Annotated in this window: 18 protein-coding genes; 11 read left to right on the forward strand and 7 right to left on the reverse strand. The window is 67.0% G+C overall.

Annotated features, from left to right (window positions below; all coding sequences use genetic code 11):
* Positions 1 to 118: 118 nt before the first annotated feature.
* The 4 genes from TV39_RS19415 to TV39_RS19430 are packed head-to-tail and all read left to right on the forward strand — an operon-like array spanning position 119 to position 4,891.
* Positions 119 to 1,540, forward strand: coding sequence for an extracellular solute-binding protein (locus TV39_RS19415; protein ID WP_043484894.1), 1,422 nt, complete (start codon positions 119 to 121; stop codon positions 1,538 to 1,540).
* Positions 1,537 to 2,514, forward strand: a complete 978-nt coding sequence (locus TV39_RS19420) for a carbohydrate ABC transporter permease (protein WP_043484897.1) — start codon at positions 1,537 to 1,539, stop codon at positions 2,512 to 2,514. The genes TV39_RS19415 and TV39_RS19420 overlap by 4 nt, the downstream gene beginning before the upstream one ends.
* Before the next feature lie 8 nt (positions 2,515 to 2,522).
* On the forward strand, positions 2,523 to 3,425 hold the full coding sequence (locus TV39_RS19425) for a carbohydrate ABC transporter permease (RefSeq protein WP_235347454.1): 903 nt from the start codon (positions 2,523 to 2,525) through the stop codon (positions 3,423 to 3,425).
* Between the two features lie 23 nt (positions 3,426 to 3,448).
* Complete coding sequence (locus TV39_RS19430; protein WP_043484899.1) at positions 3,449 to 4,891, forward strand: glycoside hydrolase family 32 protein; 1,443 nt, start codon at positions 3,449 to 3,451, stop codon at positions 4,889 to 4,891.
* Positions 4,892 to 4,915: 24 nt separating this feature from the next.
* Here the strand turns inward: TV39_RS19430 and TV39_RS19435 are convergent, their stop codons facing one another.
* Positions 4,916 to 6,007: a LacI family DNA-binding transcriptional regulator gene (locus TV39_RS19435; protein WP_043484902.1), complete on the reverse strand. Its 1,092-nt coding sequence runs from the start codon at positions 6,005 to 6,007 to the stop codon at positions 4,916 to 4,918.
* A 196-nt stretch (positions 6,008 to 6,203) separates the two neighbouring features.
* On the opposite strand from TV39_RS19435, the gene menD reads away from it, so the two are divergent.
* Positions 6,204 to 8,000, forward strand: coding sequence for a 2-succinyl-5-enolpyruvyl-6-hydroxy-3-cyclohexene-1-carboxylic-acid synthase (menD, locus tag TV39_RS19440; protein WP_200891060.1), 1,797 nt, complete (start codon positions 6,204 to 6,206; stop codon positions 7,998 to 8,000).
* A 140-nt stretch (positions 8,001 to 8,140) separates the two neighbouring features.
* The gene (locus TV39_RS19445; RefSeq protein ID WP_043484904.1) at positions 8,141 to 9,142 is read left to right on the forward strand and encodes a hypothetical protein; all 1,002 of its coding nucleotides are present in this window, start codon (positions 8,141 to 8,143) and stop codon (positions 9,140 to 9,142) included.
* A gap of 38 nt (positions 9,143 to 9,180) precedes the next feature.
* Here the strand turns inward: TV39_RS19445 and TV39_RS19450 are convergent, their stop codons facing one another.
* The 4 genes from TV39_RS19450 to TV39_RS19465 form a co-directional block, all read right to left on the reverse strand.
* Positions 9,181 to 9,993, reverse strand: coding sequence for an amino acid ABC transporter ATP-binding protein (locus TV39_RS19450; protein WP_043484906.1), 813 nt, complete (start codon positions 9,991 to 9,993; stop codon positions 9,181 to 9,183).
* Positions 9,994 to 10,005: 12 nt separating this feature from the next.
* Positions 10,006 to 10,797, reverse strand: coding sequence for an amino acid ABC transporter permease (locus TV39_RS19455; RefSeq protein ID WP_043484908.1), 792 nt, complete (start codon positions 10,795 to 10,797; stop codon positions 10,006 to 10,008).
* A gap of 96 nt (positions 10,798 to 10,893) precedes the next feature.
* Positions 10,894 to 11,697: an ABC transporter substrate-binding protein gene (locus TV39_RS19460; RefSeq protein WP_043484910.1), complete on the reverse strand. Its 804-nt coding sequence runs from the start codon at positions 11,695 to 11,697 to the stop codon at positions 10,894 to 10,896.
* 223 nt (positions 11,698 to 11,920) lie between these two features.
* Positions 11,921 to 13,321 (reverse strand): isochorismate synthase, encoded by a 1,401-nt coding sequence (locus tag TV39_RS19465; RefSeq protein ID WP_043485182.1) that lies wholly within the window; start codon positions 13,319 to 13,321, stop codon positions 11,921 to 11,923.
* 197 nt (positions 13,322 to 13,518) lie between these two features.
* On the opposite strand from TV39_RS19465, the gene TV39_RS19470 reads away from it, so the two are divergent.
* The 4 genes from TV39_RS19470 (at position 13,519) to TV39_RS19485 (ending at position 17,979) form a co-directional block, all read left to right on the forward strand.
* On the forward strand, positions 13,519 to 14,292 hold the full coding sequence (locus TV39_RS19470) for a demethylmenaquinone methyltransferase (protein ID WP_235347455.1): 774 nt from the start codon (positions 13,519 to 13,521) through the stop codon (positions 14,290 to 14,292).
* A 10-nt stretch (positions 14,293 to 14,302) separates the two neighbouring features.
* The gene (locus tag TV39_RS19475) at positions 14,303 to 15,637 is read left to right on the forward strand and encodes a geranylgeranyl reductase family protein (protein ID WP_144406477.1); all 1,335 of its coding nucleotides are present in this window, start codon (positions 14,303 to 14,305) and stop codon (positions 15,635 to 15,637) included.
* A gap of 9 nt (positions 15,638 to 15,646) precedes the next feature.
* A complete protein-coding gene (locus tag TV39_RS19480) occupies positions 15,647 to 16,750 on the forward strand; it encodes a polyprenyl synthetase family protein (RefSeq protein ID WP_043484914.1) in 1,104 nt (367 codons plus the stop codon).
* Between the two features lie 389 nt (positions 16,751 to 17,139).
* A complete protein-coding gene (locus tag TV39_RS19485) occupies positions 17,140 to 17,979 on the forward strand; it encodes a type IV toxin-antitoxin system AbiEi family antitoxin domain-containing protein (RefSeq protein ID WP_043485185.1) in 840 nt (279 codons plus the stop codon).
* A gap of 161 nt (positions 17,980 to 18,140) precedes the next feature.
* Here the strand turns inward: TV39_RS19485 and TV39_RS19490 are convergent, their stop codons facing one another.
* Positions 18,141 to 18,566 carry a hypothetical protein gene (locus TV39_RS19490; protein ID WP_043484916.1) on the reverse strand — a complete coding sequence of 142 codons (426 nt, stop codon included), beginning with the start codon at positions 18,564 to 18,566 and terminating at the stop codon, positions 18,141 to 18,143.
* Between the two features lie 14 nt (positions 18,567 to 18,580).
* Positions 18,581 to 19,252: a trimeric intracellular cation channel family protein gene (locus tag TV39_RS19495; RefSeq protein WP_043484917.1), complete on the reverse strand. Its 672-nt coding sequence runs from the start codon at positions 19,250 to 19,252 to the stop codon at positions 18,581 to 18,583.
* A 61-nt stretch (positions 19,253 to 19,313) separates the two neighbouring features.
* Here TV39_RS19495 and TV39_RS19500 point away from each other — a divergent pair, with 61 nt between their 5' ends.
* The gene (locus tag TV39_RS19500; protein ID WP_043484920.1) at positions 19,314 to 20,177 is read left to right on the forward strand and encodes a sirohydrochlorin chelatase; all 864 of its coding nucleotides are present in this window, start codon (positions 19,314 to 19,316) and stop codon (positions 20,175 to 20,177) included.
* The last annotated feature ends 6 nt before the right edge of the window (positions 20,178 to 20,183 follow it).

The raw sequence follows: 20,183 nt of genomic DNA on the forward strand, positions 1-20,183 counted from the left end.
CGGGTGAAAGCGGCAAGACGTGAGAGAGCGTCGGATGACGCGCCTCAAGGTTGTGACGCTTGACACGTGTTAGGTTGGCGATCTACAGTTCCTAACACGTGTTAGGAAGGAAAATGACATGACCGGAGCCACAAACGGGCACCTGCGGGAAATCACCCGCCGTACCGCCCTTGGTGCCCTGGGCGCGGGAATCATCGGAGCAACCGTGGCATCGTGGCCGCGGCTCTCCGGGACGGACATTCCGGGCCGCGGGGACAACAGCCTCAGCATCGCCATCATGGGCACCGCCGCGGACGCCGCCGCCCGCCAGCGCGCCATCGATGCCTTCACCCGCCTCCACCCGGAGATCAGGGTCAAGGTCCAGGCCATTCAGGCCGTCGACTGGAAAGACTTCTTCACCAAGATCCTCACTATGGTGGCCGCGGGCACCCCGCCGGACGTGGTCTACGTGGCCACCGAAGGCGCCCAGTTGTTCGCCGAAAAGCTCGCCCACCCGCTGGACGAGTACGTGCGCCGCGACGCCGCGGACATGAGGGAGTTCTTCGACGACGTCCACCCCAGCCTGGTGGAGGCCTTCATGTACAAGGGCAGCCTGTACCAGCTCCCCATGGACTGGAATGCGGCCAACATGTACTACAACACCACCGCGTTCGCGCAGGCCGGCCTGGAGCGCCCGGCGGACGACTGGACCCACATGGACTTCCGCAACAGCCTCGCCGCCATGCGGAAAGCCCGGACCTCGGACTTCACGCCCTACTACTGGACCAACCGGCTCTTCGGCGGGGTGGTGCCGTGGCTCTACGCCAACGACACCAGCTTCCTGAAAGAAACCAGGTCCGCTGGCGGGGAGTGGCTCTGGGACGGCTTCTACGCCAACGATCCCTCCCGCAGCCTCCGGTCCGGCGGCTACCAGTGGCTGGAGCCGAACGCCAACGACGACCGCGTGTTCGAATCCTTCGACTACCTCCGCGGACTGGTCAAGGACGGGCTCGGCGTCCGCCCGGAGGAAGGGGGCGGCAGCTCCCTCGTGGGACTGTTCGCGTCCAACCGCATCGGGACCACGCCGGCCGGCGGCTACTGGGTGCAGGGACTGCACGAGGCCGGGATGGGTGCGAACGATTTCGATGTCCAGTTCTTCCCGCGCTGGAAGACCCAGCGCCACCAGTTCGGCACCGCCGGCTACGCCATCATGAAGACCGCCAAGGACAAGGACGCCGCCTGGGAATGGATCAAGTTCAGCTCCAGCCGCGAGGCCATGGAACTGATCTTCCCAAACCCGATCACGACGCCGGCACGCCGCTCCATGGTCAACGAGCAGCTTTACGCCGGCAAGGGTCCCGCCCACTGGAAGGTCTTCTACGACACCCTGGACCGGTTCCCCACCACGGGCCCCATCCCGGCGCCACCGCAGCAGGCCGCCGTCGAAACGGCCCTCATGAAGAACGTATCGCTCGCGGTCAGCGGCGACGAGCGCCAGCTCAAGCAGGCCCTCGCCTCCATGCAGCGCGACCTTGAACTGGCCCTGAGGAGGCAGTCATGAGCACCACCACCCCGCACCGGGAACGGCCGAAGCGGGCCGCCGGGCCGGCAGCGCCGGGGGTTGCACCCGCCAGGAACGCCACGAAACTAGGCGCCAAGTCACGGCACAGCCAGCGCTGGCTGGCCTGGATCTTCCTGGCACCCACCATCCTCGGCATGGGCCTGTTCACGCTGATCCCGATCGTGGCGTCCGTGGTCCTGGCCTTCTTCCGCTGGGACATCATTTCCGCTCCGACGTTCGTGGGCTTCGACAACTTCTCCGAAGTGGTCCAGGACCCCACCGTCCGGGTGTCCTTCCTGAACACCATTATGTTCGTGGTGGTGGCCGTGTCCCTTCAGCTGGGGCTCGCCCTGGCGTTGGCCATCATGGTGCAGGAGAAGATGCCTGCCTGGCTGCGGGTGTTCTTCCGCTCCGCCTTCTTCTTCCCGCTGATCCTGTCCGCGGCCTCCGTGTCCATCTTCATGCGGTACCTCTTCAACGAACAGTTCGGCGTGGTCAACTGGTTCCTGTCCCTCGTGGGCATCCCCGCCGTGCCGTGGCTGACCACGCCGGGCGGGTCCGCCGCCGTCGTGATTCTGGTGTACGTGTGGCAGAACTTCGGGTTCTCCTTCCTGCTGTTCATTGGCGGCCTGGCCTCCATTCCCGTGGAGACATACGAGGCGGCAGCGATCGACGGCGCCACCGGCTGGCGCAAGCACCTGCACGTGACGCTGCCCCTGCTGAGCCCCACCACCTTGGTGGCCTCGGTGATGGCCATCATCAGCGCCCTGCAGGTCTTCGACCAGCCCTACGTGCTGACCCGCGGCGGCCCCGGCGACTCCACCCGCACCGCCGTCATGGTCATCTTTGAATCGGCCTTCCAGCGGCTCGAGTTCGGTCAGGCCTCCGCCATCGGCGTGCTGCTCACCCTGATCATCATGGCCATCACGGCCGCGCAGTTCCGGCTCAGCAAACGATTCGTCTTCTACCAGTAAGGCCAGCCATGACAACCACAACAGACCACGGCCTGGCCGGACATTCCCCCCGGCTGTCCGAAGGCCTCCCGGAAACGTCCCCCAACCGGCGCCGGTTCAACGGGGCCTTCGCCCTCCGCATCATCCTGCTGCTGATCGCTGCCGCCCTGACGCTGGGCCCCGTGCTGTGGACCCTGTCCACCTCGCTGCGATCGCCGTCGGAATCCTTCAAGCTGCCGCCGTCGTTCTTTCCGTGGAACCCCGACTTCACGTCCTACGGAGAAGTATTCCAGCAGCTGAATATCTTCCTCCTCGTCCTCAACAGTGCCCTGGTGACCGGGCTGATCGCGGTGGGCCAGATGGTCTCCGCGGCGCTGGCGGGCTATGCGTTCGCGCACCTGAAGTTCCGCGGCCGGGGCGCGCTTTTCTCGATTGTGCTGGCCACCATGATGGTGCCGGTGCAGGTCACGATCGTTCCCGTCTTTATGCTGATCCGCGGCATGGGCCTCTCGGACACGCTGCTGGCGCTGATCCTCCCGGCCATTCCGACGGCGTTCGGCACCTTCCTGATGCGCCAGTACTTCATGGGACTCCCCGCCGAGCTGGCCGAGGCCGCCTCGATCGACGGCGCCAGCCCCTGGCGGACCTTCCGTTCCGTATATGCACCGCTGGCGATGCCCGGCATGGCGATCGTGGGAATCCTCGCATTCAACTTCCACTGGAACGAGTTCTTCCGCCCGCTCATCCTGACCATCTCCGAGCAAAACTTCACGCTTCCGCTGGGACTTGTCTCGCTCCAGGGCAACCTGGGAACCGGCAGCATCTCCGTGGTGCTCGCGGGCGTGGTCCTGTCCATGATTCCGGCGCTGGTGGTCTTTATGTTCGGCCAGCGCGCACTCCAGGACGGCCTCACGGCCGGCACCGGAAAATAACCTACCCACCGAAAGGCCCCGCCATGCCCTCCCCGGACCTCGCCGCCGTTCGTTTCGACGACGTCGCCGCCCATCACCCCGACCCCGCCTTCCCGCGTTTCCACCCGCGTCCCGCGCAGGGCTGGATCAACGACCCCAACGGCGTCAGCTTCATCAACGGCCGGTACCACGTGTTCTTCCAGTACAACCCGGACTCCGCCCGGCACCACCGGATCGCCTGGGGCCACGTGAGCTCCGCCGACCTGGTGCGCTGGGAGGAACACCCGGTGGCGCTGCGCCCGCAGAGCGGCGGTCCGGATGAGTACGGCTGCTGGACCGGTGTGGTGACGGACGACGGCGGCGTTCCCACCGCCGCGTACTCCGGCGTCCGCAGCGACGGGGGGCACTCACAGGTGGTCATCGCCCGCGGTTCGGCGGACCTTGTCTACTGGGAGCAGACCGGCCATGTGGCGGCAACGATGCCCGCCGACGGTCAGGTCACAGCGGTACGGGATCCGTTCATCTTCCGGTTAAACGGCAAGCGGTACGCCATGCAGGGCGCCGGCCTCGCCAACGGGCACGCGGCGCTGCTCCTGTACACGGTGGAGGACATGTCCGACTGGAAATACCAGGGCATCTGGCTGACCTCGGAGAACCCGGTGGCCTCCGAGTTCACACCGGCTGAAATCTGGGAATGCCCGCAGCTGGTGCGCGTGCCGGATTCCTCCGGTGCCGGCGGTGACTCCGGGGATTCCGCATGGGACTCCGGGGATTCCGGGACCTGGCTGATGATGTTCTCGCTCTGGCTCTCCGGCGACGCGCACGAACACGCCAACGGCGTGGGCCACCTGATCGGTTCCCTGACTGAGGACCCGGCTACCGGGCTGCCGGTCTTCACACCCCGCGGCGGCGGAAAGTCCGACCACGGACGCGACTTCTACGCTCCGCAGGTGGTGGCCTTGGAGGACCGGGCCCTGCTGTTGGGGTGGGCCAACGAAGGACCGGGCCGGGACGGACGCCGCGGCCGCAGCCAGGACGACGTTGACGCCGCCGGCTGGGCCGGGGTCCTGACGTTCCCACGGGAGCTCTCGGTGGTGGACGGCGCCCTGGTGGTCAGCCCCGCCCCTGAAATCGATGCCTACCGCGGAACGCTGGTGGCCAGCCAAGCTGCAGGGAGCGTTCAGCTGCCTGCGTTTGCCGAAGCGCTGGTGACCGCGGGCCCGGGCGTCAGGACCGGTGCGGGCGGCGGGGACACCGCCGTCGAACTCCTGCTCGTGGGGGACGGCACCCGGCAAACAGTGTTCAGCGGAACGGTCGAGCCGGGGGAGGAGCTGCGAGTGTTCGTGGATGCTTCGCTGGTTGAGGTGTACCGGGCCGGTTCGGTGGCCACGACGCTGCGCGCCTACCCGGCCGACGGGGAAGAGTGGCAGCTCCGGCTTCCCGCCGGCGCGACGGCCGAGGTTTGGGAACTCGGTCAGCCCTCTTAGCGCGTGGCTGGTCCCGGCCGGGTCTTAGCGCCCGGCCGGGACGGGGCCGGTGGAATCCCTGACCACCAGCCGGCAGGGAACCATCGTGTCCGCGCCGGTGACGGCGGGGGCGCCGGCGGCAGCAGTGCCGTCGTCGTCGTGCTTTCCGTTCGGGGCAGCCTCCACCTCGGTGAGCAGCGCCGTCATGGCAGCCGCGCCCATCTCCCGAAGCGGGAGGGCCATGGTGCTGAGCGCCGGCACCATGGTCTTCGCGACGCGGAATTCGTCGTCGTAGCCCATGACCGATACATCCTGCGGAACGTTCAGCCCCAGCCGGTAGCAGGCCAGCACGACGCCGATGGCCAGGCGGTCGTTGGCGCACAGGATCGCGGTTGGACGGGCGGCCGGTTCCACGCCGTCGAGGAGCTTCATGGCGCCGTGGAATCCGGCGTCGATGTCCCAGCCCACCTGAATGACGCGGTCCTCATTGACAGGCATGCCCGCGCCGCTGAAGGCTTCGCGGTAGCCCTCTATCCGGCGGGGCGCAGCGGGGGTCAGGGAGTCGCCGGCGAGAAAGGCGATGTCCCGGTGGCCCAGGGACATCACGTGCTCGGCGGCTTCCCGGCCACCGCGTACCTCGTCCGGGATAACGGCCGGAAGCCCTGCGTCGGGGCGGTCGTCGAAGCAGTTGGCCAGGATCGACGGGACCCGGGCCATGTTCGGCGGCACGTTCAGGGGACGCAGACCCACCGTCACGTACATGAGCCCGTCCACCTGCCGGTCCAGCAGGGTTTCCACGGCACCTTCGTCCCGGGACTCGTCGTGCTCCGTATCCATCACCACGGTGACGAAGCCGTGCGACCGTGCCACGGCATCCGCGCCGGCGATGATGTTGCCGTCGAACGGGCTGGTGACCACCTCGTCCGACACTATCCCGATGATCCGCGACTGCTGGTTGCGCAGGCTCAGGGCAATCTTGTTCGGCGAGTAGTTGAGCGCGGCGGCTGCTTCCCGGATGCGCTGCTGGCTTTCGAGCGCCACGTTGCCGTTGCCCCGCCCGTTGAGCACCAGCGACACAGCGCTGCGCGAGACGCCCGCCAGCTTGGCGACGTCCAGTGCGGTGGCCTTGCGGTTCATGGGCTGATCCTCCGGTGGGTAATCACTGCTTTGCTGCAGTTTACCTAACTCGTGTGAGCCCCGCTCATCTTGGGACGCTCTCTCACTTGTGGCGGGTTTTTTGGCGACTGCGGCCTCTCAGCTGTTGGTGGTTTTTGGCCGTCGTTACTTCGCCGAAGAAAGTGAGGGAGCGTTGGGTTGGTGGGAGACTGGATTGGTGACTTCTGAGAACCCGCTGGACCCGATTAACGCCTACGCCGCCGCCGACGATGCCCCGCTTTCCGAAGGCGACCCCACGGGTTCCCCGGCCCGCTCAGGATCCGGCACCCTGACGGCGATCGAAGCCGCCCGGATCGCCGTCAAAACCCTGCTCCACGGCGGAGTCCGGTACGTCGTGGTCTCGCCCGGTTCCCGGTCCGCGCCCATGGCCTACGCGCTCGCCGAGGCCGACGCCTCCGGCCGGGTGGAACTCCTGGTCCGGATCGACGAGCGGTCGGCCGGGTTCACGGCCCTTGGCCTGGCCCTGTCCACGGGAGCGCCGGCTGCCGTGCTCACCACGTCCGGCACCGCCGTCGGGAACCTGATGCCCGCGGTGATGGAGGCGAACCACGCCGCTGTTCCGCTGGTGGTCCTGTCCGCCGACCGGCCCGACGAGCTGCGCGGGACCGGCGCCAACCAGACCACGGACCAACTGGACCTTTTCGGCGAGCACGTCCGTTTCGCCGTCGACGTCCCCGCCGGCACAGACCCGCAGCGTGCCGTGGAGACGGCGCTCAGCGCGGCCACGGGAGTCTTCGAGGACACCCCGCCCGGGCCTGTCCAGCTGAACCTGGCCTTCCGTGATCCGCTGGTCCCCGCCGCCGGCGACCACCTGCCGGAGGCTGCCGGTCCCGGAATCTGGCAGATCGGCCGCGGCCCGGAGCCGCTCACCCTCTCGCCGGCAGCGGCCACGCTTGACGAGCGGCGCACCGTGGTGCTGGCAGGGCACGACGCCGGGCCGGTCGCCGAAGCGTTCGCCCGCGCCCATGGCCTGCCGCTGCTGGCCGAACCGTCCTCCAACTCGCGCTTCGGTCCCAATGCCGTGGGGCCTTACCGGTTGCTGCTGGAGCATTTCGGCCCCGATTCCGCCCAGCCCATCGAACGCGTGGTGCTGTTCGGCCGGCCAACTCTCTCCCGTCCGGTTTCCGCGCTGCTGGCCCGCGCCGACGTCCCCTCGGCCCTCTACCAGCCGGTTCCCGTGGCCTGGTACGAGCCGGGCCGCCGGACCGAGCTCCCGCTGGACAACCTCAGCGACCTCGCCGACTTCTCGGGCCGCGGCTCGTCGGCATGGCTGGATGCCTGGCTGCTGGCCGGTGCGGCCGCCCAGCGTGCGCTCGACCAGGTGCTGTCCGAGCAACCTGCCGCGACGGGACCCACCGTGGGCGCACTGGTGTGGAATCACGCGCGGGGACAGCTCGTGCTGGGGTCCTCCAACGGCATCCGCGACGTGGACCTCGCCGGCCAGCCCGCGCCCGAGCCGCACGCCACCGTCTTCGCCAACCGTGGCCTCGCCGGGATCGACGGCACCATCTCCACCGCCACGGGCATCGCGCGGGGCGGCCGGCAGGAAACCACGCTGCTCGTCGGCGACGTCACCTTCCTGCACGACGCCGGCGGGCTCCTCCCGGGCTTCGCCGAGAACGACCCCCTGCTGCGCATCGTGGTCCTGAACGACTCCGGCGGCGCCATCTTCAACCTGCTGGAACACGGCGCCGTGCAGGAGTCCGGAACGTACGGGAACGCCGTCGAACGCCTCTTCGGAACCCCGCACACAGTTGACATCGCGGCGCTCGCCGCAGCGTACGGCGTCGAGCATTGCTCAGTGCGTACCACGGCGGAACTCGCCGAGGCGCTCGCCGCACCGCCGCAGGGCCGCAGCATCATTGAGGTCCGCACCGACCGGAGTGGCCTCCGGGAGCTGCACGGCCGGATCAAGGCCGCAGTAGCGGAGGCGGTGCGCGGCGTGCTGGCGTAACCCCAGGACGCCGTTTCGGTCCGAGGACACGGATTAACCCGCATCCTCGGGCCGAAACTGTGTCCCGCGGCGGGGTGGGGTTGTCCACATAGCTGGCCCGGCATCTTTCGGCACGCTTCGCGCCCTGCGATGGTTTCGGTATGCGCGCGCTTCCCCGCCTGATCCTGACCCGCCATCTTGCCGAGACCGGCGCGAGCACCCGCTCACTGCCCGCAGCAGTGAAATCCGGCGCGCTGGTGCGTATTAGGCAGGGTGTCTATGTGGAGGCGTCAGCCTGGGCCGGGCTCGCCGCCTGGCAACAGTACAGGCTCCGGATCGAGGCGGTTGCGGACACCTCCATCGTCCCGCCGGTCTTCTCGCATCATTCCGGGGCATCGGTGTGGGGGATTCCCACCATCCAGCGGGGCCAGCCGGTGCACGCTCTCACTACGTTCAGGGGAGGCGGCAGATCCCGCAACGGCGTGCGGAGGCATTTGGTTGAGCCTGAAAACCTCGACGCCGACACGGTGGACGGTCTGCTCGTCACCTCACGCGTGGTAACGGTGCTGGACCTCGCGGCAACCGTGCCGTTTGCCGAGGCACTAGTTCCGCTGGACCACGTGTTAAAGCCCGATCCGGCTCGCGGACTCCCGGCGCTCACCAAGGCAGGTCTCCTCGCTGCTTTGCCAGGGTTGTACCCGGCGGCCGTAGAACGGAGGGTGCGGGCGGCCGTAGAGTTTGCCGACCCGCAGTCCGGGTCGGCCGGGGAGTCCTACAGCCGGGGGTTGATCCACGTGGCGGGGTTCGAGTCACCAACCCTGCAGTACGAGGTCCGGAGCTCCACCGGTTTCGTGGCCTTCACCGACTTTTATTGGAAGGGCAGCCGGACCGTCGGGGAATTCGACGGCGTTGAGAAGTATCTCAAGCCGGAATACCTCAAAGGCAGGACGCCCGGGCAGGTCGTGGTGGACGAAAAACTCCGGGAGGACCGGATCCGGGCCACCGGACGCAATGTGGTCCGGTGGGACTGGGCGGATCTCTGGAAGCCGGGCGAGGTGGAAGGCAAGCTGGCGACGGCCGGGGTGGCACGCCGTCGTCGTTCCTCCGCAGGAAACGCAAACAGCGCCAGGACGCAGAATCGGTCCGGGGACACCCGAATATGAGTGTCCCCGGACCGATTCAGTGTCCTCAGCCCCGGCAGCTACTTCGAGATGTCGATGTGCGTCGGATCCAGGACGCGCTTCAGGAACTCCTTGGTGCGGGACTGGGTGGGTGCGCTGATGACCTGCTCGGCCACGCCTTCCTCCACCACAACGCCGCCATCCATGAAGACCACGCGGTCGGCCACCTCGCGGGCGAAGCCCATCTCGTGGGTCACCACCAGCATGGTCATGCCCTCCTTGGCCAGGTTCCGCATGACGGACAGGACGTCGCCCACCGTCTCCGGGTCCAGGGCCGACGTGGGCTCGTCGAACAGCATGAGCTCGGGGTCCATGCTCAGCGCACGGGCAATCGCAACGCGCTGCTGCTGGCCGCCGGAAAGCTGGTCCGGGAAGCGGTCCGCCAGATGGCCCAGGCCCACGCGGTCCAGGTTGGCCTGTGCCACCTTGTCCGCCTCGGCCTGGCCGCGCTTGAGCACCTTGGTCTGGGCGATGGTGCAGTTCTGCCGGGCGTTCAGGTGCGGGAACAGGTTGAACTGCTGGAACACCATGCCCACTTTGCGGCGCATCTTGTCGATGTCCACGTCGGGGTCGGTTGCCTCGAAGCCGCCCACGTGGATGGTGCCCTCGTTGGGCTGCTCGAGCAGGTTCACGCAGCGCAGCAGGGTGGACTTGCCGGAGCCGGACGGGCCGATCAGGCAGACAACCTCGCCGGGGGCTACGTCCAGGCTGATGCCTTTGAGGACCTCATTGGAGCCGTAGGACTTGCGGAGGTCCTTCAGGGAAACTCCGGCGGCATGCACGGCGGAACCGCGGGTTCCGGCGGTGCCGGAGGAATGTACGACGTCGTTCATGACTGTTCCTGCCTATCGCTTCGTCCGCGCGGAGCGGCTTTCGAACTTCCGGGCCAAAAGGCTCAGCGGGATGGTGATCACCAGGTAGAACGCACCGGCCACGAGGAGCGGGGTGAGCCCTGCGCCCAGGCTGGAGATGCCGTCGCGGCCGAACTTGGTGAGCTCGTACTGCGAGGCGGTCAGGCCCAGCACGTAGATCAGCGAGGAGTCCTTGGTCAGGAGGATGACTTCGTTGGTCAGCGGCGGCAGCACGATCCGGAACGCCTGCGGGATCACGATGGACACCATGGCCCGCCACTGGGGCATGCCCAGCGAGCGGGCGGCCTCCAGCTGTCCCTTGGGCACAGCCTGCAGGCCGGCGCGGAGCGTTTCCGCGATGTAGGCCGCGGCCACCATGCCCAGCGAAATCATCACCACGATGGTCACGTTCCACTGCACACCGAACGCGAGCGGAACACCGTAACCGAAGGCGATGAACACCAGCAGGGCGGGAATGCCGCGGAAGAACTCGATGTAGCCGGTGGCGATCCAGCGGTAGAGCGGGAAGCTGGAAAGCTTCATGAGAGCCAGCAGCAGTCCGCCGGACAGGCCCACGATGAAGCCCAGGGCCGTGTAGATGAGGGTGTTCTTGAGGCCGGAGAAGAAGATGTCCGGGAACATCGGGCCGATCTTGGCGAAGTTGAAGACGCTGGTGCCGATGGTCTTCCAGTCGGTGGCCAGAACCAGCGCGGCCACAGCCACAACGAAGATTCCGGCCTGGACGTACAGGCTGACTTTGGCTCGTTGACGTGCGGTCATTGCCATGGTGTTCTCACATTCGTTTGCGCAGTTGAGGCCCCGTACAGGCTGATGGACAGATGCTGAACGGGGCCCCGGCTGCGTAGGTCTCTGGAGCGTGGGCTACTTGGCGGCTTCGCCGAACCAGGTGGTCTCGTACTTCTTCAGGGAGCCGTCGTCGGTCAGGCGCTTGAGCGTGGAGTTGACCTGGTCAGCCATGGCGGTGTTGCCCTTCTTGATGGCGATGCCCAGCTTCTCGCCGGTGGCGTAGTTTTCCACGCGCTTGTACTTGGCGTCGTCCTTGATGGCATAGGCCAGGACGGACTGGTTGCCGAGGGCGGCGTCGACGGTGCCGGCCTGGAGAGCCTGGACCAGGAGTCCGGAATCTTCGAACTGCTGGGCGTCGATGCCCTTCTCCTGCGCGTACTTGGCACCGGTGGTGGCCTGCTGCACGCCCACCTTCTTGCCCTTGGCGCTGTCGATGTCCTTGATGCCGGACGCTTCGCTGGCCACGAGGGTGAGGTCATCGTCCATGTACGGGTTGGAGAAGTCCATGACAGCCTTGCGGGTGTCCGTGATGGAGACCGAGGAGATGGAAACGTCGCAGCCGGTGAGCGCAGTGCCGGTCTCGATGGCCTCGAAGGAGCTGTCCACAACGCTGAGTTCAGCCTTCAGGTCCTTGGCGACCTCGGCGGCGATGTCCATGTCGAAGCCGACAATCTTGCCGTCCTTCTGGAACTCGAACGGCTCGTAGGGGACGTCGGAGCAAACGGTCAGCTTGCCGGCGTTGATGAGTTGGACGCCGCCTGCGGAGGACGCGGCGGGGGTGGAGCTGCCGCCGCAGGCCGTGAGGGAGAGGGCGCCGACGGCGAGGATTGCGGCTGCCTTGGCGGCCAGCTTTGCCGTGGCGGAGGACATGGGCTGCATAGTTTCTTACCTTTTGTTGCAGGGGTATGCGTGACTAAAACGGCTTATAGTGTATCGCCGAACCTGAGATGTGCATCACAGAAAACTTAGTTTCACTATTGGATAACTAATATCGAGGCTAGCGCAAGACCCCGCGCCGCGGCATTGTCTGAAATCCCGGACTCTCGGCCCGCCGGGCGACCGCCGGCCTGCGAGCCAGTCAGTTAGGTTGGCGGCGGCGAAGTCAGCTTTTGATGCCCAGCGATTCGAGCATCGGCCGGAACTTCGCCCACGTCTCGGCGAGCTCAGCTTCAGGGTGGGATCCCTCCACGATGCCGCAGCCGGCGTAGAGCCGCACCGTGTCCGGCGCCTCGACCACAGCGCCGCGCAGCGCGATGCCCCATTCGCCGTTCCCCGCCGCATCCAGCCAGCCCACCGGTCCGGCGTACGGTCCACGGTCCATGTGTTCCAGCTTGCGGATCAGGGCGCCCGCCACGGTGGTGGGGGTTCCGCAGACCGCGGCCGTGGGGTGGAGTGCGTTGATCAGCGCGAGGCACGTGGGCACATGGCCCTCCACCTCGGTCAGTTCGGCCTTCACGTCCGAGGCCAGGTGCCACACGTTCGGCAGCTCCAGGATGAACGGTTCGCTGTGCGCGTTCATGGCTTCGGAGAACGGCGCCAGCTGCGTGGTGAGCGACTGGATGGCGATCTCGTGCTCATGCCGCTGCTTCTCGGACCCCGCCAGCACACGCTCGGCAAATTCCAGCGGCGAGCCGTCCATTCCCTCGGCATCCCGCCGGTCCAGCGTTCCGGCCAGGACCCGCGCCTGCGCCGTGCGTCCCTCCACCTGGATCAGCATTTCCGGTGTTGAGCCCACCAGGCCGTCCACGCCGTAGGTCCAGCATTCGCGGTACCGGACGGCCAGCTGGCGCAGGATTTCCGCCGCGTTCACGCCCTCAGGAATCGTGGCCACGATGTCCCTGGCCAGCACCAGCTTCTCCAGCTTGCCGGTCCGGATTTCCTCGACGCCGGCAGCCACCGCCGCCATCCAGTCATGCTCGCTGAGTGATCCGGTTTCGAGTTTAGGTACGACGTCGGCAGCCGGGTCAGTGGGCCCCTCGCCGCCGGGACGGTCGCCACTGGGCAGCCCGACGGCGGTGTCCGCCGACCCGGTCGCCGGCAGTTCCGTCGCAAGCAAGTCACCGTCCAGCGGGTCGGCCTCAAGCCAGCGGTCCAGGGCGGCGAGGGCGCCCGCCTCGGTGAGTTCGCCGTCGTCGAACGTTAACTGGGTGAGCCAGGCGCGGCCGTCCCTGACCCCCACAACGATTTCGGGAACGATCAGCCGTGAACGGTGCGTGGACACCTTGGAGAAGGCGAAGGAGCCGAAGGCCACCGGCCCGGTGCCGGGGCATTCGACGGAGTCGGTGACGTCCGCCTCGAGGACCAGGTGCCGCCACCAGATGTCGGCCTCGAGGAAACGCTCGGGCCCGGTGGCCGTGAAGCGGGCGATCTCGCCGAAGCCCACCAGGCCGGCTTCGCGGCGGGTCCAGCAGAGGACATCGTCCCGGACCAGAAATGACGGCAGCCCCCCGGAGAATGATCTTCCATCCAGAGGGACTGTCAAGGTGCGGAACGTACTCGTCATGATGAGATAACAGTACTCCCGAGTGCGGCCGGCGCCTCGTTTGGCGGGCGCCGGCGCCTCGTTGGGGCGGTGCCGGGCACCCTGTTGGAGCCGGGCCGGCACCATGTTGGGGCGAACGCGACCGGGCAGCTTTCAGCCCACAGCCCAAAGAATCGCCGTGGTTCGTGGGTCAGCCCAACATTTGAGACAATGTCATGGTGAACCGAGCATCCTTGGATAAGCGTCCGGACGAAGTAGCCACGATGTTTGACGACGTCGCCCCCAAATACGACGTCGTGAACGATGTCCTGTCCATGGGACAGACGCGCCGCTGGCGCCGGGTGGTCGTCGAAGCAATGGATGTGAAGGTGGGGCAGCGGGTGCTGGACCTGGCTGCCGGAACAGGCACCTCCAGCGAGCCCTACGCGGACGCGGGGATCGACGTCATCGCCTGCGATTTCTCCCTGGGGATGCTCAAAGTGGGCAAGCGCCGCCGCCCGGATATCGACTTCATCGCCGGCGACGCCACCCGCCTGCCGTTCGCGGACAACAGCTTCGACGCCACCACCATCTCCTTCGGCCTGCGCAACGTCAATGAGCCGAAGAAGGCCCTGGCTGAAATGCTGCGCGTCACCAAGCCCGGTGGAAAACTCGTCATCGCCGAGTTCTCCCAGCCCGTGATCCCGCTCTGGCGCACCATGTACACCGAATACCTCATGCGCGCCCTGCCCGCCATTGCCGTGAAGGTCTCGTCGAACCCGGACGCCTACGTCTACCTCGCCGAGTCCATCCGCGCCTGGCCGGACCAGGACCACCTGGCCGGCTGGCTGCAGGAATCCGGCTGGGAAAAGGTCACCTACCGCAACCTCAGCGGCGGCATCGTGGCCGTCCACCGCGCACACAAGCCCCTGTCCGGCAGCGCCGCCGCCATCGCCAACCACACCGGCCCCGTGGCGAAGCTCCGCCGCAACATCACCCGGCCCGCGGGCTAGCCACGCTGCCGTGAACGTACTGATCGTCGGCGCCGGCCCCGCAGGGTCCACTGCCGCCTACTACCTCGCCAAGGCCGGCATCCCCGTCACGGTGCTGGAAAAAACCAGGTTCCCGCGCGAAAAGGTCTGCGGCGACGGCCTCACGCCGCGCGCCGTCCGCGAGATCCAGAAGCTCGGCCTCCCGCACACCGAAGAAGGCGGCTGGCGGCGCAACAAGGGCCTCCGGCTGATCGCCGGCGGCCGCACCATCGAACTGCCCTGGCCGGAAGTCTCCGATTTCCCCACGTACGGCCTGATCCGCACGCGCTTGGGCTTCGACGAAGAGCTGGCCCGTCACGCCGAGGCCGCCGGTGCCACCATCCTGGAAGGGCACAGCGTCACTGAAGCCCTGCGCGCGGCGGACGGACGCGTCGTCGGTGCCCGCGCCGCACTGCTGGACGAGTCCGGACGCAAGACAGGGGAGACGCGCGACTTCCCTGCCGACGTCGTCCTCGCCGCGGACGGCAACTCCTCCCGTACCGCCGTGTCCGTCGGCATCCAGAAGCGCGACGACCGTCCGCTCGGCGTCGCCGTTCGCACGTACTTCACCAGTCCCCGCCACGACGACGACTGGATGGAGGGCTGGCTGGAACTTCCCGGCCGCAACGGCGAACTGCTCCCCGGCTACGGCTGGGTGTTCGGCGTGGGCGACGGCACCTCCAACGTGGGCCTGGGCATCCTGAACTCCTCCAAGGAATTCGGCAAGCTCGACTACAAGCAGGTCCTGCGTGAATGGACCGCCGGCATGCCCCCCGAGTGGGGCTTCACGCCCGAGAACCAGGTGGGCGAGATCCGCGGCGCAGCACTGCCCATGGGCTTCAACCGCACCCCGCATTACTACCCCGGGCTGCTGCTCCTGGGCGATGCCGGCGGCATGGTGTCCCCGTTCAACGGCGAGGGCATCTCCTACGCCATGGAATCCGCCCGCTTTGCGGCCGAATACATCATCGACGCCAGCACCTGGCAGAGCCGCTACGCCAAGTGGACGCACGACGACGCCGACCTCCACTTCAAGGGGTACGCGGACTATGTGCGCGGCCAGTGGGGGAGCCACTTCACCCTGGGCCGCGCGTTCGCCTCGGTGATCGGCAAGCCGTCGGTGATGAAGCTCGCGCTCCGCACCGGCATGCCGCTGCCCGCACTCATGAAGTTCGTAGTCCGGCTGATGGCCAACGTCACGGATGAATCAGCCAAGGGATTCGAGGACAGGGTGATCAGGCTCCTGGAGGCCCTGGTGCCTGCCACCTCCAACACCTCCCTGTCCCCGTCCAGCTACACATCCGCGGTTTCCGCAACAAAAAGTTAGGGTTAACCCGTGACGAACTCTGCCAAGCACAGCTGGACCCACGCCGGACACGGCCTGCCGGACGCCAGGGAACCTGACCTGAACACCACCGCCATCGCCACAGGCCTCCAGCTGCCGGCCGGTTTCGCCGCCATCGCGGACGACCCCGAGCTGGGCCCCGCCATCACCACCAACCTTGCCCGCGTGGAAAAGAAGCTCCGCGAGGCCATTGCCAACTCTGATCCGCTGGCCGATGCAACGTCGCGTCACCTGGTGGAAGCCGGCGGTAAGCGGATCCGCCCGCTGCTGGCCCTGCTCTGCGCCCACCTCGGTGACGCCTCGCGTCCGGCCGTGGTGCAGGCCGCCGTGGTGGTCGAGCTGACCCACCTGGCCACGCTGTACCACGACGACGTGATGGACTCCGCCCCGTTCCGCCGCGGCGCACCCACGGCCCACGAGGTCTGGGGCAACTCCGTGGCCGTCCTCACCGGCGACCTGATCTTCGCCCGCGCGTCCATCCTGGTGTCCGAGCTGGGCTCCCGCGCACTGGGAATCCAGGCCCGCACCTTCGAGCGGCTGTGCCTGGGCCAGCTGCACGAGACCGTGGGACCGCGTCCCGATGAGGACCCCGTGGAGCACTACCTGTCCGTCATCGCGGACAAGACCGGTTCACTGGTGGCCGCCTCGGGCCAGCTCGGTGCCATCTTCTCCGGTGCCGACGAAGCCTACGAGCCGCTCCTGGTGGAGTACGGCGAGAAGATCGGCGTGGCTTTCCAGCTGGCCGACGACGTCATCGACGTCACCGGCATCAAGGTCAAATCCGGCAAGTCCCCGGGCACTGACCTGCGCGAGGGCGTGCCCACCCTGCCGGTGCTGCTCCTGCGCAACGCCGCCGCCGAAGGTGACCAGTCCGCCGTCGAACTCCTGAAGCTGATTGACGGCGACCTCTCCTCGGACGAGGCCCTCGCCGCCGCCGTGGCCGGCCTGCGCGACCACCGGGTCACCGCGGAGTCGTGGGTCGTGGCGCGTGCCTGGGCCGATGAAGCCATCGCCGCGCTGGCGCCGCTGCCCGAAGGAGTGGTCAAGTCCTCGCTCACCAGTTTTGCGTTGGCCGTGGTGGACCGCGCGAGCTAATTTGCCCTGCCGCGTGCCTCCGGCTTAAACGGAACGGCCCCGGTTCTTTGCAGCAATACGAGTCATACGCTGCATCGAACCGGGGCCGTTTCTCCGTTCGCATCAGATCCACCGGAGGCATTTAGTGGATCCGTGAAAGAGTCTATGACAGCTTTGTCATAAACGCGAACCGGAGTGTTAATCGGCGTGTCACAGTTTTCGGACGCTTCAGCGTTGGCTCGCCTCGCCGTCGTGACCATCTTTTGTCGGCCAACCTCGACAACACGCCGTAGCCTCGGCGCGTCGTCTGCCCCCTCAGCACGAAAAGAGGTCACGACGGCAGCTGAAGCTTGTCCACATAGGCCTAGCGCGCCATGTTCCGGCCCGGGAGCCCAATCCACCATGGCTCCATGGATCTGCTCACCTACCTACGTCATCGAGGCGGCGCCGCCAGGCGAAGCCAACTGCTCGCCGCCGGATTCAAGCGACCCGAGCTTGAGGCTGCCGTGGCAGCCGGCCGGCTGATGCGTCCGTTGCGGGGCATCTACACAACAACAACCGCGGACGACGGCGTTGTGGCCGCTTTTCGTTCAAACGGGCGGCTCACGTGCATCTCAGCCGCCCCCTTCTACAACCTCTGGGCTTTACACCCAGCCCGTGCTTTGCACCTAAGTTGCGGGAACGGAGTCCCGAAGCCTGGAGTGGTGGACCATTCACCCTGCACCCACCCCCGGCATCCGTACCTACCTGTGGCCGGCCTGGCGGACGTGCTCATTCATGCCCTGAGATGCCTGCCGGAACCGGAGTCGCTGGTTATGGTGCAGTCCGCCGCGCAGCGCGGAGACATCACCGCGGAATTCCTCAGGAAGAAGCTGCCGGGCAAACGAAACGGCAGGGCACGCGCCGTGCTGGATCTCCTGATTCCCAGGGCGGATTCACTCCTGGAAATATTGGCCCATACGCATTTTGTCCGTGCGGGCCTCAATGTTCGCATGCATGTTGAACTGCCAGGAGTGGGTGAAGTCGACTGCCTCGTGGACGATTGGCTGGTGGTGGAACTCGACGGAGCGTCCCATTTTGAGTCCGGGCAGATTAAAAAGGACCATCGCAGGAGCAGGGCCAGCATGCTCGGCGGCCGATTGACGCTCCATTACTGCTACGAAGATGTGGTGCGTCATCCCCAAGCCATGGTGGATGAGATCCGTGCCATTCTGCGTCTTCGTGCGGAGGGCAGGTTTGCCCATTGGTGAGCACAGCGCCAGTTGCGGCTGGCCACCCCGCGTCTGCCCCGCCGTCGTGACCCGTTTTACCGCTGTTGGCGGCCAGACACGCCGGACTTGGAGGGTGTTGCCGGGATTGGGGCCTGAAACAGGGTCACGACGGCGGTGGCCCACGTAGAAGCCCGGCGAACCTAGTCCTCTTCGTCGTTGAACGCCCACTCGAACATGTCGAACACGAACTCGGAGAACGTGCCTTCTTCGCTCTTCCACTGCCCGCGGGCATTGTTGCGGCGGTACACAATGGGGTCCGGGACGCCAAGATCGCCCACGCGGAAACCCCAGGTGAACTGTTCTTCCTCGTCCTCCAGGAACATCAGGAAGCCTTCGTCATCAACCTCGAGTTCCTCGGGGTCCCAGAAGTAGTGGTAGGCCTCCATGAGGTCCTCGCAGCCGCCCAACGCCAGGTAGAACTCGCGCAGGACCAACGGAATCTGGAACTGGTGCTCGGAAAGGGCCTCGTCGAGTTCTTCGGGGGACAGCCCGTCCTCTTCCTGCCATTCGTCTTCGAGATACTTCGGAACAAGCGCGCGGAACTTCTCGAGGAACATGTCAGTCATGGTTCTTATCCTAGCTAATCGCGGCCCCCGTTTTCCGCCGTCCCCAGACCCAGCCGGTGCCACCCCCGGACGGCCAGCGGAACGTACCAGGAACGGCGCCAGGCCGTCACCCGGAAGGCGAACACGACGGCGGCAGCGGCACCTGCCGTGACGGCGTTGAAGGAACCGGAAACCCACAGCACGGTGGTCAGCGCCGCCCCGGTGAAGGCGGGGAGGGCATAGAGGTCCTTCGGGTCGAACAGCTGGGGCACCTCATTGGCTGTGATGTCGCGCAGGAGGCCGCCGCCCACCGCCGTCGTGACCCCCAGCAGCACCGCCGCCACCGGGTTCATCCCGGCAGCCAGGGCCTTGAGCGTACCGGTGATGCAGAACAATGCCAGCCCGCCGGCGTCGAACAGGATAAGCAGCGACGTGTAGCGCTGGACGCTGGAAAACAGGAAGTACACCAGCACGGTGGCCAGCAGCGGGGGAGCCAGGTAGGCCGGGTTGGTGAACGCCGCGGGAGGGCCGCTGTTGAGGATGATGTCGCGGATGACGCCGCCGCCCAGGGACACCAGGGACGCAAGCAGCAGGGAGCCGAGGATGTCGAACTGCTTCCGCGCCGCCAGCAAGGATCCGGAGACCGCAAAGAAGAAGATGCCGGCCAGATCCAGCCATACCTGAACGGCGTCGAATGAGATGGTCAATGGGCGTCCCGGTCAAGGTGGAAGGGGCGGATGGGGCTGCTCCAACGTTACGCTAGCCCCTATGAATAGCCCCATCATGATCGCCTGTGCCCACGGAACGTCCAGTCCGCTGGGCGGCGCCGAGGTCAACGGCCTCCGTGCCGACATCGCTGAGCTGCGCCCCGGCCTGGACGTCCGCGAAGCCTACGTGGATGTCCAGGACCCGGACCTGGTGGATGTTATGGCCGGGCTGCCGGAAGGCGAGCCGGCCGTCATAGTCCCGCTGCTGCTCAGCGTGGGTTTCCACACCAAGGTGGATATCGCGAAGGCGGCGCGGGGACGGGAAGGCAGCAGCGCTTCGGAACCGCTGGGGCCGGACCCCAGGCTGGCGGAGATCCTCGACCAGCGGTTGCGCGAGGCGGGTGCCACCGAGAACGACGCCGTGGTGCTGGCGGCCGCGGGGTCCACCAATCCCAAGGCCTCGGTCAGCGTCGAAGAGCTCGCCGAACACCTCAGGGCGCTGCGCGGCAACAGGATCGTGCCCGCCTACGGCGCGGCCGCCAAACCGTCGGTGCCCGACGCCGTCGCCTCCCTGCGTGCCGAATACCCTGGCGGCGAGGGGAAGGGACGGGTGATTATTGCGTCGTATCTGCTGGCGCACGGGTTCTTCCACGACCAGCTAGTCAAGGCCGAAGCCGACGTAGTGACGGAGCCGCTGCTGCCCTCCCGGCTGATGGCCGAGATTGCGCTTGACCGCTACGACGCCGCCGTCGCCCAGACCGGCGCGGACGCACCCGCCGGGGCCGCGGCCGCACCCGCAGGGACCGCTTCCGGGACCCCCTCAAAAGCCCCTGCCGGAGGTCCCGTTGGCACACCGAACCATGCACAGCCCAGGGGCTTCTTCAAGGCCGTCCGGCGATTCATGACGAAATATTTCCCTAGGTGACCTCGC

This window comes from Arthrobacter sp. SPG23, from assembly GCF_000876655.1.
In the GTDB taxonomy this organism is placed as follows: Bacteria; Actinomycetota; Actinomycetes; order Actinomycetales; family Micrococcaceae; genus Arthrobacter.